The organism is Oscillibacter sp. CU971, assembly GCF_905219725.1.
Lineage (GTDB): Bacteria > Bacillota > Clostridia > Oscillospirales > Oscillospiraceae > Oscillibacter.
In genome coordinates, this window is record NZ_CAJMXG010000054.1 from 1 (window position 1) to 15222 (window position 15222).

8 protein-coding genes and 1 pseudogene are annotated in these 15222 nt (G+C 64.6%); 4 read left to right on the top strand and 5 right to left on the bottom strand.

Translation table 11 applies throughout. The features are described 5' to 3' along the window. Nucleotides 1-166: 166 nt before the first annotated feature. A complete protein-coding gene (gene recR / locus JX325_RS05835) occupies nt 167-766 on the top strand; it encodes a recombination mediator RecR (protein WP_204790221.1) in 600 nt (199 codons plus the stop codon). 334 nt (nt 767-1100) lie between these two features. Here recR and JX325_RS05840 read toward each other — a convergent pair whose 3' ends face one another. Next, nucleotides 1101-4175: a phosphodiester glycosidase family protein gene (locus JX325_RS05840; RefSeq protein WP_204790222.1), complete on the bottom strand. Its 3075-nt coding sequence runs from the start codon at nt 4173-4175 to the stop codon at nt 1101-1103. A 178-nt stretch (nt 4176-4353) separates the two neighbouring features. On the opposite strand from JX325_RS05840, the gene JX325_RS05845 reads away from it, so the two are divergent. Beyond that, a complete protein-coding gene (locus tag JX325_RS05845) occupies nt 4354-4536 on the top strand; it encodes a ferredoxin (protein WP_243413947.1) in 183 nt (60 codons plus the stop codon). Nucleotides 4537-4571: 35 nt separating this feature from the next. On the opposite strand, the gene JX325_RS05850 is transcribed toward JX325_RS05845, so the two are convergent. The 4 genes from JX325_RS05850 to prfB form a co-directional block, all read right to left on the bottom strand. Beyond that, nucleotides 4572-6734, bottom strand: coding sequence for a Tex family protein (locus JX325_RS05850; protein WP_204790228.1), 2163 nt, complete (start codon nt 6732-6734; stop codon nt 4572-4574). A 22-nt stretch (nt 6735-6756) separates the two neighbouring features. After that, nucleotides 6757-8145, bottom strand: coding sequence for an MATE family efflux transporter (locus tag JX325_RS05855; RefSeq protein WP_204790223.1), 1389 nt, complete (start codon nt 8143-8145; stop codon nt 6757-6759). A gap of 82 nt (nt 8146-8227) precedes the next feature. Then, nucleotides 8228-8905 carry a hypothetical protein gene (locus JX325_RS05860; protein ID WP_204790224.1) on the bottom strand — a complete coding sequence of 226 codons (678 nt, stop codon included), beginning with the start codon at nt 8903-8905 and terminating at the stop codon, nt 8228-8230. A gap of 5 nt (nt 8906-8910) precedes the next feature. Continuing rightward, nucleotides 8911-10035, bottom strand: a complete 1125-nt coding sequence (gene prfB / locus JX325_RS05865) for a peptide chain release factor 2 (protein ID WP_204790225.1) — start codon at nt 10033-10035, stop codon at nt 8911-8913. Between the two features lie 293 nt (nt 10036-10328). On the opposite strand from prfB, the gene JX325_RS05870 reads away from it, so the two are divergent. Continuing rightward, nucleotides 10329-14582 (top strand): S-layer homology domain-containing protein, encoded by a 4254-nt coding sequence (locus JX325_RS05870; RefSeq protein ID WP_204790226.1) that lies wholly within the window; start codon nt 10329-10331, stop codon nt 14580-14582. Between the two features lie 141 nt (nt 14583-14723). Continuing rightward, nucleotides 14724-15222, top strand: a pseudogene (locus JX325_RS05875) (hypothetical protein); the annotation flags it as partial.

The following is a 15222-nucleotide window of genomic DNA, read 5'->3' on the forward strand; positions in this document are numbered from 1 at the left end:
TTTTCTCTTTTGGACCGTGCACGGCCCGTTTTCTCTTTTTCTTCTGGCAAGAAAAAGAGAAAATGGGGGGTGCAATGAACCAGCCATCGCTGGTATCCATTCTCCCCCGCCCGAAGGGCCGGAAAAAAACCCTCCCCCTGGCAGGGGGAAAACAAAGGAGCCCCCTATGGAATACTTCCCCCCTCCCCTTGAAAAGCTCGTAGAGCAGTTCGCCCGCCTCCCGGGCATCGGCGGCAAGTCCGCCCAGCGTCTTGCCTTCTTCGTCCTGGGCCTCCCGGAGGCCGAGGCGCAGTCCTTCGCCGACGCCATCGTGGACGCCAAGCGCAGCATCACCTGCTGTCCCGTGTNCCAGAACTTCACCAGCGGCGGCCTGTGCCCCANCTGCGCCTCCCCGAAGCGGGAAGGCTCTACCGTCTGCGTGGTGGCGGACCCCCGGGACGTGGCCGCCATCGAGCGCAGCCGGGAGTATAACGGCCACTACCACGTCCTTCACGGGGTCATCTCCCCCATGAACCGGGTGGGGCCCGACGATTTGGCCATTNAGCCCCNTTTGGAGCGGGTTTCCANNGGGGAAATCCNGGAGGTCATTATGGCCACCAACCCCGACACCGAGGGGGAGGCCACCGCCATGTACATCGCCCGGCTCTTAAAGCCCTTCGGCGTCCGGGTGACGCGGCTGGCCTACGGCATCCCCGTGGGGGGGCATTTGGAGTTCGCCNACGAGGCGACGCTGACCCGTGCCCTGGAGGGGCGGCGGGAGATCTGACTTGACAGGGCGGCGAAAGTTTGCTNTCATAAAAATACAAGGATGCCGCGGCAATCTGGCTGGCCCTTGTTGGTTTGGTTATCTACCTAAATAGAAACCGTCACCGTGCAGGGTGGCGGTTTCTGCGTTCNGGCCGGCGAAAAGTATCTTTTCGCCAGCCTGCGTAAGTTTTCAGGACCCGTGGGAAGTCCTGAAAACTTGTTGATTTGAATGATGCAGGAAACCCTTCCTGGGTTTCCCGCACACACCCTTCCTTCCCGTTGAACCAGCCTCCTGTTTTTTGACACGCAAAAGCAAGGCCCGGCATGCTGCCGGGCCTTGCTTATTCATTTGCTTACAGCATGGTATACAGGATCTTCGCCATCTGTCCCCTGGTAATGTTGGCCTGGGGCCGGAAGGTGCCGTCGTCATAGCCGCTGAGAATCCCCTGGGAAACCATGGTGCGGATGTAGAAGGAGGCATACCCCGGAATCTGGGCCGCGTCGGTGAAGGTCAGCTCCGCCAGGGCATAGCCCTTCTCCTGGCTCCGGCCGAACATGGCCGACGCCTGGGCCCGGGTCAGGTTCCCGGCGGGGTTGAAGTAGAGCTTGCCGTCCTTCCCCTGGGTGCCGGTGACCACGCCTTCGGCGTACAGCGCCCGGACGGCGGGCAGGGCGCCCTCCGGGAGCTTCTCCAGGTCCGCGAAGGGCAGGGCCACGTCGGCGTATTTGGCCGGGTCCAGCCGCAGGGCGTTGTAGAGCATGACGGAGAAGTCCAGCCGGGTCAGCAGATCATCGGGCCGGAAGGTGCCGTCGTCATAGCCCCCGGAGATGCCTTGATTATAGAGGAAATCGCAGTAGTCCGCGCCCCAGTACTCCGCCGTGTCGGTGAAACGGCGCTCTCCGCCGGAGGCCGGAAGGTCTACGGAGGCCCGGCCGATGTTGCCGGAGTAGTCCTTGGCCTTGATGGTGACGCGGCTGATCCCCTGATCCACCCCGGCGGCGGGGAGGGTTACCGTGAAGCGGCCTGTGGCGGGCTCATACTCGCCGCCGGAGGAGATGCTGATCCGCTCCGCCGGGAGGATGCCGTCCACTCCATCGGTGATGGAGCCGGTGATGATCCGGTTCTCCGGGTCCAGCTCCGCCGTAATGACGGGAGCGGCGCTGTCCACGGTGCCGTCGAAGGCGGCCACCACCTGGTCGAGATAGATGGTCCCCGCGCCCGTGCCGCTGATTTCCAGGCCCCGGATGGTGNCGCCCGCGGGCAGGTCGTTGACGGACACCTGCTTCCAGCCGGAGACGTCCAGGGTGGTCAGGGGCAGGACCTGAGTCTCCTCCTCGCCGGTGCCGTAGAGGAGGGAGAGGGTGTTGCCCGAGCTGTTGCTGTCCACCCAGAGGTTCAGCCCGGTGTAGGGCGCGTTCAGCNCGGCGGGCTGGGCCGTGGCGTTCCAGCGGGCGGTCCCTCCGGCGGCGTTTGCCGTCAGGTCATAGTCCAGCTTGCCGGAGGCCTTGCCGAAGCGGACGTAATTGCCGTCCCGGTTCAGGCTGAAGCTTGCCCCCTCGCCGGANCCCCGGAAGNTGGTGGTCTNGCCCTCGAAGTCCTCCAGGGTCTCCAGGTGCTGGGTGGAGACGGTGACGTCGATGCTGGCGCTCTGGNNCCCGGCGGAGACGGTGATTTTTCCCGTCCCCAGGGCCGTGACCGTAAAGAGGCCCGTCTCGTCGATGGTCCCGATATCCCCCTCCAAGGCCCAGGTGATGGCCGCCGGGTCCGCCTTCAGGGGCAGGTGCTTGTAGGCGGCGGAGCCGTGGAGCTGGACCGCCGTGCCGGGGGAGGCGCTGAGCTCCGTGATGATGGCGTTGTCGGCGTTCCGCACCGCCAGTCCGTCCGGCGCGGTGACGGCGTGGACCACGGTCGAGCCCTGGCCCCCGCCGCCCTGGGCGGTGACGGTGATGTCCCCGCCCTCCAGGGGGGTGGTGAGGATGTTCCCCGACAGGGTGCCGGCGGAGGCGGTGAGGTCATAGCGCTCGTTCATGGGGATGAAGTTGGTGTCCACGGCGGCGGCGGAGATCTCCGCGCTGCTGCCCGCCAGGACATAGGCGTTGTCGGCGCTGACGTAGAAGTGGCTCAGCTGCCCCGTGGGCTGGTTGGAGGCCACCAGGAAAATCTGGTTGGATACGGAGCGCTCCACCCGGTCGGAGGGCTGGTTAATCCGCTCCGCCGCGGTGTCCGTGGGCTTCGTGACGGCCAGGGTGGTGGAGCCGCCGCCGTCCAGGCCCAGGGCCGTAACGCAGCCCAGCTCGATGAGCCGCCGGGCCACCTGGTCCATCGTCGCGCCGATGGAGTGNCCGGACTTNCGGCCGTCGATNGNGTAGAAGACGAGGCTGCCGTCGTAGCGCTGGCCCACGGCGGTCCGGGGGGCCGCCCCGGTGGGGAGGCCCGAGGCCGCGGCCCCGTTCTCCACCAGGGAGTAGAGGGCCCCGGCGGCGTACTGCACGTCGTTCCAGCCGGGGTCGGCGGGGGTAAGGGCCAGCGTGAGCACCGTCCCAACGGGGATGGAGCGGAGGGCGTTCAGGGTTTCCTCCCCGGCCTTTGCGTTGGCGCTGAGGACCACATGGGTGGGCCCCAGGGGCGTTGGCTCCTTCTCCGTCTCGGCGATGCGCTCCACCTTTAGGAAGGTGGTTCCGCCCAGGGTCAGGTTTCCCTCTTGAATGGTGCAGACCACGTCCACGCCGGGCTGGGTGGCGCCGGTGGTGTGGGAGGCGTTGAAGTCGTAGGTATAGAGGTACACGCCGGACTCCGTCCGGGCCTTGTTGAGGGCGGCGGGCCACAGGGTTTTCTCCGCTGCCTGGCCCGTGCCGCCGGTGAGGGGGTTCCCCAGCTCGTCATACAACGGCTCCCCCGCCTCGTTGTAGAGGGGCTCGCCGGCGCCGTCCTGGGCGGTGTAGCGGACGCTCATGGTGATGGCGGGCTTGCCCAGGATGGCGGTGCCGTCGGAGCGGAAGCCGATGGCGTGATAGCCCCCGTCGCTGGAGCGGAGCCGCCCCTGGGTGACCACGACGCCGATGGGCAGGCCGTTGTTCACGTTGTAAAAATCCCCGTTGATGCCCGCTACCACCCGGTAGCCCTGTTCCTCCAGGGCCTTGGCGGTGTTGGAGACGGAGCTCCGGTCCGTCAGGGCCCCGCCGTAGGTGACGATGGGGGTCACGCTGGCGTTGGGGGTGTATGTAATCAGGTTCTCCGTCCGGTAATCGGAGCTGATGGTGCTCCAGAAGACGTTGGTGGAGAGCTGAGTCTCCCGGTTCAGCAGGGTGTCCGCGGCGGTGAGGTCGTCCCCCATGGCCTCGGAGGCCAGGGCGGGGGAAACGGTCAGGGCCGCCAGCAGGGAGAGGGCCAGCAGCAGGGAAAGCGCTCTGGGAAAAATTCGTTTCATAGGGTTCCTCCATACTTGTCCAGGGTCGTTGAACGGCTTCCATCATATCACAAACCGGGTGGGAAGTAAATGACAATCCGTGAACAAAATCCGACGGTTTCCCCGGGATTTTCCAGGCTGGACAAACCGCCCCGCCGGCGTTATGATGGAGAAAGCACATGGCAAGGAGGTCTGTCATATGACCGTCACTGTGGACGAAAAACGCTGCATCGCCTGCGGCATGTGCGCTTATGCCGCGCCGGAGGTCTTCCGGATTGTGGGAAGCGCCTCCACCGTCGTCGCCCAGCCGGAGGGGAAGAGCCCCCGGGTCCGGGACGCCGCCAACGGCTGCCCGGTAAACGCCATCCGGGTGGAGGGATGAGCGCGCAAAAAAAGGCCCGGAGGGGCCTTTTTTTGTTATTTCGCCTGTTTCATGGAAAGGGAGATCCGTTTTTTCTTCTCGTCCACCTCCAGCACCTTCACCTTTNCCACGTCCCCCACGGACACCACCTCCGAGGGGTGCTTCACCCGGCGGTCCGCCACCTGGGAGATGTGGACCAGCCCGTCCTGGTGGACGCCGACGTCCACGAAAGCGCCGAAGTCAATGACGTTGCGCACCGTCCCCGTCAAAATCATGCCGGGTTTCAGGTCCTTCATGTCCAGCACGTCCGTGCGGAGCACCGGCTTTGGTAGATCGTCCCGGATGTCCCGGCCCGGCTTCATCNGCTCCGCCACCACGTCCCGCANGGTGGGCACGCCCACCCCCGCGTCCTCCGCGGCCTTTTCCTCGCCGTAGGCGGCTACCTGGGCGGGGAGGTTTTGGAGCTTCCCCGCCTTCACGTCCGCCAGNGAATGGCCCGTCAGGGCCAGCAGCTTCTCCGCCGCCGGATAACTCTCCGGGTGGACGGCGGTGTTGTCCAGCACGGAGGCGCTCTCCGGCACCCGGAGGAAGCCCGCGCACTGCTGGAAGGCCTTGGGCCCCAGCTTGGGGACCTTTAAGAGCTGTTTCCGGGCGGTGAAGGGGCCGTTTTCCTCCCGGTAGGCCACGATGTTCCTCGCCGTGGCCGCCGTCAGTCCGGAGACCCGCTGGAGAAGGGAGGGGGACGCGGTGTTCACATCCACCCCCACGGCGTTGACGCAGTCCTCCACCACGCCGTTCAGCGCCTCGTCCAGCCGTTTGGGCNGGCAGTCNTGCTGGTACTGCCCCACGCCGATGGACTTGGGGTCGATTTTCACCAGCTCCGCCAGGGGGTCCTGGAGCCGCCGGGCGATGGACACGGCGGAGCGGAGGTTCACGTCGTACTCCGGGAACTCCGCCGCCGCAAGCTCGCTTGCGGAGTACACGGAGGCCCCGGCCTCGGAGACAATCATGTAGCGGACCTGGGCCCCGGCGGCGCCCACNTGCNGGATNAGCTCCACGGCCATCTGCTCCGTCTCCCGGCTGGCGGTGCCGTTGCCGATGGCGATGTGCTCCACGCCGTGCTTTTGGATGAGCCGGGACAGCAGGGCGATGGCCTCGGCCTTCTTCCGCTCGTTGTAGGTGGGGTACACCACGGCGGTGTCCAGCACCTTCCCCGTGCCGTCCACCACCGCCACCTTGCAGCCCATGNGGTAGCCCGGGTCCAGGCCCATGGTCACCTTGCCCTTCACCGGGGGCTGCATCAAAAGGGGCTTTAGATTCAGGGCAAACTGGCCCACGGCCCCCTCTCCGGCCTCCTCCGTCAGGGCGGAGCGGGCCTCCCGCTCCAGGGAGGGGAAGATCAGGCGGTCGTAGGCGTCCTCCGCCGCGGCCTTGACAAACTCCATGGCCCGGCTTCCCGGCATGACCACCCGGCGGCGCAGGGTCCGCAGGGCCAGCTCCCGGTCCAGCCGGACGGAAACCTTCAGCTTCTCCTCCTTCTCCCCCCGGTTGATGGCCAGGACCTGGTGGCCCTGCATCCGGGAAAGGGGCTGGGTGAAGTCGTAATAGAGCCGGTAGACCGTGTCCTCCTCCACGGCGGCCTCGCTGCGGAGGGTTCCGTTTTTCGCCAGCAGCGCCCGGAGGGCCTTGCGCAGCTCCGCGTCGTCGCTGAGCAGCTCCGCCACGATGTCGGAGGCCCCCGCCAGGGCGTCCTCCGCCGTCTCCACGCCCTTTTCGGGGTCGATATACCTGGCGGCTTCCTCCGCCGGGTTCGGGCAGTCCGGCCCCTGGGCGAAGAGGAGCTCCGCNNGGGGCTGGAGGCCCTTCTNCCNGGCCATGGCGGCCCGGGTGCGGCGCTTTTGCTTATAGGGGCGGTACAGATCCTCCACCTCCGCCAGGGTGGCGGCGGCGTCGATGGCCTGGGCGAGCTCTTCGGTGAGCCTGCCGTGCTCCTCGATGGATTTTTTCACCGCCTCCCGCCGCTCCTGGAGGCCCCGGAGGTATTGGAGCCGCTCCTCCAGATTGCGGAGGGTGGTGTNGTCNATGNCTCCGTGGTGCTCNTTGCGGTAGCGTGCGATGAAGGGGATGGTGTTGCCCTCGTCCAGAAGCTGGACGACATTGGCGACATACTGCGGGTTNTGGTCCANCTCCNGGGCCAGCTGGNTGATGATGGGTTCCANATAACCTCCTTTGACGTCTGCGTCAGCCCTGGAGGGCGGCGATTTTCGCCTCCGCCGACCGCATGGTCTTGCGGAGGAAGATGATGCTCAGTACCAGGGACACCAGCTCCGAGATGGGGAAGCAGAACCACACCAGGTCCAGCTTTCCCGTCTGGGCCAGCAGCCACGCCGCCGGCAGCAGCGCCACCAGCTGGCGGCAGACGGAGCAGATCAGGGTATGAACCGGGTTTCCAATGGCCTGGCACACGGACCCGGCGAGNATGTCGANGCCCGCCATCAGGAAGGAATAGCTGATGACCCGCAGGGCCACGGTGCCGATGGACAGCATCTCCGCCGAAGGAGAGAAGAAGCCCAGCAGCACCCCCGGAATCAGGTTGAAANCGGAACAGCCGATGACCATGATGACTGTAGCCACTGTGGCAGTGAGCTTGATGGTGTCCCGGACCCGGTCCAGCCGGACCGCGCCGTAGTTGTAGGAAATGATGGGCACCATGCCGTTGTTCAGGCCGAAGACCGGCATGAAGATAAAGCTCTGGAGCTTGAAGTAAGCCCCGAAGACCGCCGTGACCGTGTCCGTAAAGGAAATCAAGATCTTATTCATTCCGAAGGTCATGATGGAGCCGATNGACTGCATGACGATGGAGGGCACGCCCACCCGGTAGATCTCCCGGACCACGGCCCGGTCCGGACGGATGGAACGGAGGCGGATGTGGATGTCCTTATTGAACCGGAGGTTCATCCAAAGACCGATAAGGGCGGCCACAATCTGGCCGAAGACGGTAGCCACGGCGGCCCCCGCCACCTCCAGCCGGGGAAAGCCGAACAGGCCGAAAATCAAAATGGGGTCCAGAATGATGTTGAGGATCGCGCCGATGAGCTGGGTAATCATAGAGTAGACCGTCCGCCCGGTGGACTGGAGCAGCCGCTCAAAGCAGAACTGGCTGAAAATGCCGATGGACAGCCCCAGGCAGATGCGGGCGTAGTCCGTGCCGTAGTCCACAATGGGCTGGATGTCCGTCTGGGCCAGGAAGAAGGGCCGGGCCAGCNAAATGCCGCACACACCGAAGACCACGGCGCTGACCAGGAAGACAAAGATGCCGGTGTTGGCNGCCTGGTCTGCCAGGTCCTGCTTCTTCTCCCCCAGGGAGCGGGAGAGCAGGGCGTTCATGCCAACGCCCGTGCCGCCGCCCACGGCGATCATCAGGTTCTGGAGGGGGAAGGCCAGGGAGACGGCGTTCAGCGCGTCCTGGNTGATTTGGGCGACGANGACGCTGTCCACGATGTTGTAGAGGGCCTGGACCAGCATGGAAATCATCATGGGCACCGCCATGCCCGCCAGCAGGGGGGCGATGGGCATGGTGCCCATCTTGTTTTCCTGGGGGGCGGGTGATTGCAGATTGTTGTTCTTCATCTCTAGTATCCTTTCTGTATACGGGGGGATTTGCGGAAAAAGGACGCGGCTCTATGGCCGCGCCTTTTGGAAGGCTGGGGAGTTATTCCGGGTAGCGGGTGAAGATGACGCGGACAGACTCGCCGGGCCATCGCGGCTCGGCATTTACCCGGGTGGGGTAGTTGGGAACGGTGTCAAACCATTGGACCTTGCCCCCCACATTGCCGTCGGCGGTTCGGATGCAGGGAAGGCCCCCCTGGTCATGAGCGGTGGTCATGGCGATGTTGACATGGGCCGCGGCGCCGTCGGGATTGACGCGGAAGACAATGTCCCCGGGGCGCACCTGGGTGTTGTCGTCCAGCCTGCGGGCGGGGTTGGCGCTGGGGCCGAACACATAGTCGCTGAGCATGGCCGCGAAGGCTCCGCAGGCCTCCTCATGGGAGAGCTGATATCCGGCGACGCAGGCGGCTCCTACGGATGTCTCCGGGTCCGAGCCGTATACGTTGTTGCCGGACTGCACCCGGCTGGAGTACGTCCAGGTCATGCCGTCGGGCCAAAGCTGCTTGGCCTCCGCCAGCAGGGCCAGGACGTTTTCCTGGGTGACGGGCTGGCCGTTCCGGAGGGTTCCCGTGGGGTTTTGGGGGTCCGCGACGGACCAGGCGGTCCCGGTTTCCGTGACCTCGCTGATTACGGCACCCTCCTCCGCCTCCGGGACGGCGCCGCCCGCCGGGAGCGGGCAGGTCAGGCAGAGGACCAGGGTCAAAAGCAAAATCGGTTTCATGCCGCTTATTTCTTCAGCTCTCCGGTGGCCAGCTGGGTGAGGTAGGCGTTGAGGAAGCCGTCCAGATCCCCGTCCATGACGGCGTCGATGTNGGCGGTTTCAAAGCTGGNCCGGGTGTCCTTCACNATCTGGTAGGGCATGAAGACATAGGAGCGGATCTGGCTGCCCCACTCGATTTTCATCTGGACGCCCTTGATGTCGGAGATCTTCTCCGCGTGCTGCTGGGCTTTCAGCTCCAGCAGCTTGGCCCGGAGCATCTTCATGCAGTTGTCCTTGTTTTGGAACTGGCTCCGCTCCTGCTGGGAGGCCACTACGATGCCCGTGGGCTTGTGGATCAGCCGGACGGCGGAGGAGGTCTTGTTGACGTGCTGGCCGCCCGNGCCGCTGGCNCGGTAGACCTGCATCTCGATGTCCTCGTCCCGGATTTCAATAGTCTCGTCGTTTTCAATCTCCGGCATGACCTCGATGGCGGCGAAGGAGGTCTGCCGCCGGGCGTTGGCGTCGAAGGGGGAGACCCGGANCAGGCGGTGGACGCCGTTCTCGCTTTTCAAAAGCCCGTAGGCGTTCTCGCCCTCGATGGAGATGGCGGCGGACTTGATGCCCGCCTCGTCCCCGTCCTCGNAGTCCAGGATTNTATAGGTGAAGCCCTTCCGCTCCACCCAGCGGGTGTACATGCGGTAGAGCATCTGGGCCCAGTCCTGNGCCTCGGTGCCGCCCGCCCCGGCGTGGAACTGCAAAATGGCGTTGCAGCCGTCGTACTCCCCGGAGAGGAGGGTGGCCATCCGCGTCTCGGCGGTCCGGTCCTCCAGGGCGGCGAACTCGGCTTTCAGCTCCTCCAGAATCTCCGGGNCNTCGGCCTCCTGGCCCATCTCGCAAAGGGCGGTCAGATCCTCCCAGGCGGAGAGGAGCTTTTCCTGCCTGGCGATTTTNTTCTGGAGCTGCTTGAGGCGCTGCTGCACCTTCTGGGACCGTTCCAGGTCGTTCCAGAAGCCGTCCTGGGCGGTCTCGTCCTCCAGGCGCGCGGCCTCCTGCCGCGCCGCGTCGATGTCCAGGGCGGCGGAGAGCTCATCCAGCTCCGGCTTTAAGTCCCGGAGCTTCTGCTTGTAAGCGTCGTATTCAATCAAAGCCATGGTCATTCTCCATCCTTACAGATTTCTCAGCCTATGTATTATATAGGAGGGAAATTTATTTGTAAAGAGAAACATTTCGAATGTTTTGCGCCGCCGCGTTCTCTGTTCATTCTATACATTCCACCGNCCCCCTCAGCTGGGGCAAAGGGGGGCTTTTGTCACAATATGATACCAAAATGTTGCCGCATGTTCACAATTCGTTCACAATTGCGGAGGCGGTTTCCGCTATGATGGTACAAGTNAGANTGTCCCATTGTGAGTATCCAATTTTCGGTAGGCACGGAGGTAACCTTATGAACAATTTTTGGAAGAGAAAAGTACCGGCGTTTCTCTTGACGCTGGTGATGCTGGCGAGCCTTGCGCCCGCCGCGCTGGCGGTAGAGAAGCATGATGCGAGCCACAAGCTCAACGATTGGGTAATCGTAAAAGAATCCACCTGCAAGGTGGCTGGATCTAAGGAGCAAACCTGCTCAGTCCCGGACTGTGACTATAAAAAAGTGACCGAATCGCTCCCTTTGGCGGCCCNNAGCTNTCCGGCCAACTGGGGCTATAAAAACAACGATGTCCATGTCAAGGTCTGCTCCGTCTGCAAATACGAGGAGACCCAGCTCCACACCCACAGCACCAGCGGCAACATCACGCTGGAACCTAAGTGTACGACGACGGGTCTGCGGACCTATCAGTGCTCCGTTTGCAGTGCGCCTTATACGGAAACCATCCCCGCCACGGGGCACAGCACCACCCTGACCGCCGACGGCAAGTGCAAAAACTGCGGCCTGCAAATCGGCCAGAGCAGCACCAACTCTTACACCGTCTCCTACAAGGTGGGCAGCGGCACCCCCTCTTCCGAGACCGTGGCCAAGGGCGGCTATCCCGCCAGAGTGCCCTCCAGCCCCGCGCTGACCGGCGTCCCCGGCAGCCATGCCTTTGTGGGCTGGGTCAAGGGCGACCTCTCCTATCCCGGCTACCGGAATCAGGCCACGACGAACCCCGGCGGGACCACCGTCACCGGAAACGTTACCTACACCGCCGTCTACCGCCTCAACGCCACGGGGCGGAACGACACCCTGGCCGTGGGCACCACCGCCGGGAAGCTGGTGGGCACGGAGCTGCGCAATAAGATCGCCGCCATGTTCGGCTCCCTGACGGGGGAGAGCAGCTTTTCCTCGGTCGCCTTCTCCACCAGCGGCAGCGGGAGGCTCTACCACAACAGCAAGCAGGACTCCCTCTGGAACAACTACACCTACAGCGAGCTGTCCAGCTATATCTACTGTGTCCCCAGCACCGCGGGAAATTTGAACGTGGACTACACCGCCGTGGATAAANACAACAACCAGATCTCCGGCACCATAACCCTCTCCGGCACCCCCAAGAATTCCTCCGAGATTGTCCTCCGGGTGGCCCCCGGCGGCACGGTGAACTTCAAGGCGGAGCGGTTCGAGGATGCCTATGAGGAGCTCAGCGGCAAAACCTCCCGGCTGGAGACCGTGGANTTCCTGGTGGACAGCGACTATAAGAACTTTGACGGAAAAATCTACCGGGGAAACAGCAGCCTCAGCGCCGCCAACCTGGACGACTTCGACTTCTACGTCGACGACAGCCGCTACGGCGACTACGACCTGGACACCCTCAGCTTCCGGGCGGACAGCCGGGCCGACGTGGGGGNCGAGCTGGAGATCACCGTCCGCTACTATGACCGCTCCAATTACCACTATGACGGCATCCTCCGCGTCGTCATTGACAAAAGCGGACGGCAGGAGGGCGAGGTAGTCTACCGGGTGGCCCCCGGCGGCTCCGTCACCTTCAACCGCAGCGACTTCAACCAGGCCTATCAGGACCTGGCCAACACCAGCCGGACCCTGAACTACATCGAGTTCGTCCCCGGCGACGCCTACACCACCTTCGGCGGCAAGATCAGCGTCGCGGGCCACTCCGACTTCACCAAAAACGAGCTCTCCCGGGAGTGGTTCTATTACTCCACCGACCGGCGGGACAGCTACGGCATCGACGACCTGGTCTTCCGGNCCTCCAGCGGGGCCAGGGACGGGGACTCCCTGGAGATTCCCTTCTGGGCCAGCTATNACCGGGACGACGAGGTAAAGTGCACCCTGCGGATTGTCATTGACAAGAACGGCTCCCAGGACACGGTTACCCTGAACGTGGCCCCCGGCGGCACCGCCCGGCTGGACAAGGCGGCCTTCAACAAGNCCTACCAGTATCTCTCCGGCTATTCCAACCGGACCATCCGGGCCGTGTCCTTCTACGCGCCGGACAGCTACCGGAACTTTGACGGGGCGCTGTACGTGAAAAACGAGGATCTCCGCCTCCAGGACCTGACCCATGACGAAACCTGGTTCTACTACAGCTCCCGCGACGCGGGCCGGGACGACTACCTCTTGGAGGACGTGACCTTCCAGGCGGACCGGAACGCCCGGGAGAACGCCAGCCTGGCCATCCCCTTCCGGGCTTANTACAGCAATGACCGGGAGGANTATGAGGAAGGCACCTTCCGCATTGTGGTTACTTCCGAGGCCAACACCGTTTCCTATGAGGCGGCCCCCGGCGGCTCCGTCGTCTTCACCGCCAGCGACTTCGACCGGGCCTATCAGGCCATGTCCGGCACCAGCCGGACCGTCAGGTACGTGGCCTTCGAGGCGGGCAGCGACTACGCCAGCTTCGCCGGAAAGCTCTATGCCGGAAACGTGGCCCTGACCCGCAGCGNTCTGACCGANTCCAAGGCNCAGTTTTACAACGGCACCCCCAGCTACGGCTCCTACTCCATCGGCAGCCTCTACTTCCGGCCCGACGCCGCGGCCAAGGACGGCAGCTATCTGACCATGCCCTTCCGGGCCTACTACGACAGCAGCGATTACGAGCAGGGCACCTTGAAGCTGACGGTGGGCTCCGGCGGCGACATTTCCTACACCGTCACTCCCGGCAAGACCGTGAACTTCGACCGGACCAAGTTCGACGACTTCTTCCGCAAGACCTACTCNAGCTCCAGNCTGGACTACGTGGTTTTCGACGTGCCCGGCACCGCCGATCTGCCGGATTCCTCCGGCACCCTCTACACCGGGTACGGCACCAGCTACTCCACGTCCTTCAACCGCAGCGGCCTTCGGGACGTCCGCTTCTACTACAACTCCAACGACGCGGGCCGGAACGNCTACGCGCTAAACGATCTGACCTTCGCCGCCGCCAGCTCCTTCACCAGCGGCAAGGTGNCCCTGCGCTTCACCGCTTACGGCACCAACGACCGGGAGGTGGAGGGCACCCTGGTCATCACGCCGGCGACGGCCTCCGTCACCTCCAACCTGATGGGCAGCGTGCGCTACGCCGTCACCGCCGGGACAAACGTCCAGATCAACGCCAACGACCTGGCCCGGTTCTATAAGAGCGCCTACCCCGCCGGGACATTACAGTACGTAGTGCTTGGCGACGTGCCCGCCGCCGGGGCCCTGTACTACAACTATTACGGCGCCAGCCGGTACGGCACTTCCTCCCGGGAGCAGATTACCGCCTCCAACCGCAGCCGGAACTTCTACGTCAGCCCCGCCTCCCAGGCTGAATACGCCTTGACGGAGCTCACCTATGTGCCATCCGGCTCCAACTACTGCGCCGCCATCCCCTTCACGGCCTACGGCACCAACGGCCAGTCCGTCACCNGAGGCATCCTCATCAGCGTCACCGCCAAGGCGGTTTCCGAGGTCTACGGCCCCACGCCCAAGAACACCGCCGTCACCTTCCCCGCCTCCTCCATCGCCGCCGCCGTCTCCGCGGCCACCGGCACCACCCCCAGCGGCGTCCAGCTTTTGAAGCTCCCCGCCGCCAATGTGGGCACGGTCTATGTGGGGAATACCACCACCCCGGCCAACACCTCCACGGTCTACGGCTATAACACCGGGTCCGAGCAGCTGGGCCAGCTGCGCTTCGTGCCCCAGACGGGCTACACCGGCCCGGTGGAAATCCCCTACGTGGCCGTGAACGCCAGCAACGTCCCCATTGCCTCGGGCCTGTTCTCCCTGGGCGTGCTGACCACCAACAAGAAATTCGGGGACATCAACGGCGCCACCTGGTGCTATAAATACGTCACGGAGCTGGNGGACNNCGCCGTCATCTACGGATACGNCGACGGAAACTTCCGCCCCGACAGCACCATTACCTACGGCGCGGCGCTGAAGCTCATCATGCTGGCGGCGGGCTATCCCGAGCAGGCCCCCACCNTTCCCGGCAGCACCTTCAGNGGGTATCTGGCCAAGGCCCAGGCCGACGGCCTGGTCACCCGGAGCAACGTGGCCCTGAACGGGCCCATCACCCGCCTCCAGGTGGCCCAGCTGGCCGCCGGGGCACTGAAGCTGGACATCAACAACCTCTCCAGCGTGAAACCCTTCACCGACACCGCGGACGTCTATGTCCAGGCCCTGAACGCCGCGGGCATCGTGGAAGGCTACTTCAACAACGGCACCAGCACCTTCCGTCCCTCCAACACCCTGACCCGGGGCCAGGTCTCCGCCATCGTCTGGCGGATGCAGAACTACCGGAAATAAGCGTTTGCCCACAGGGCTGCCCTCCGGGGCGGCCCTTGTGCGTTCCATCCGGAATTTTCTCCCCGGGGAACGCCTCCGCCGCTCTTGAAGCGGGCCGGGGCCCCGTGGTATAGTAGAGAAAAGAACCAAAGGAGATTCGCCATGCGCCGAGAGACCTCCCCGGAGGAAGAGGCCCTGGAGGAGCTGCGCCGCCTGAAAGGGCGGGAGCCCCCCGGGCGGAAAAAACGGCCCCCCTGGGTCCGGTATATCGCCGCCGTCCTCCTGGCCGCGGCCTGCATCGGCGGGGCGGAGCTGACGGCCTGCCGCTTCTTCGCCCCGGCCCTCTACGAGGAGCTGATGGAGCCGGTGCGGGAGACGGCGGACTGGGCCGCGCAGGCGGCGGGCCGGGCCCTGGAGACCGCCGTGGGGGCGGGAACCGCCGCCGCCGGAAAAGCGGGGGAAGCGGCCGCGGCCCTGACCCTCCGGGTCCGGGAGCTTCGGGAGGCCCTCCGGGACTGGATGGAGGAAGCCGCCGCTCCGCCTCCGGAGGCGGAGCCCTTGGCGGAGGCCGATTCCGCCCTGGCTCAGCCGGAGATTGCCCCGCCCAAGGACATCCTGGATCCCCTTATCAGCGACATCTTCCTGCGGGAGGGGCAGGAGG

What these genes read in the sequence shown, in the direction of transcription:
- JX325_RS05845 (WP_243413947.1), top strand. Translation starts at nt 4,354, where the DNA reads ATGACCGTCACTGTGGACGAAAAACGCTGCATCGCCTGCGGCATGTGC.
- JX325_RS05860 (WP_204790224.1), bottom strand. Translation starts at nt 8,905, where the DNA reads ATGAAACCGATTTTGCTTTTGACCCTGGTCCTCTGCCTGACCTGCCCG.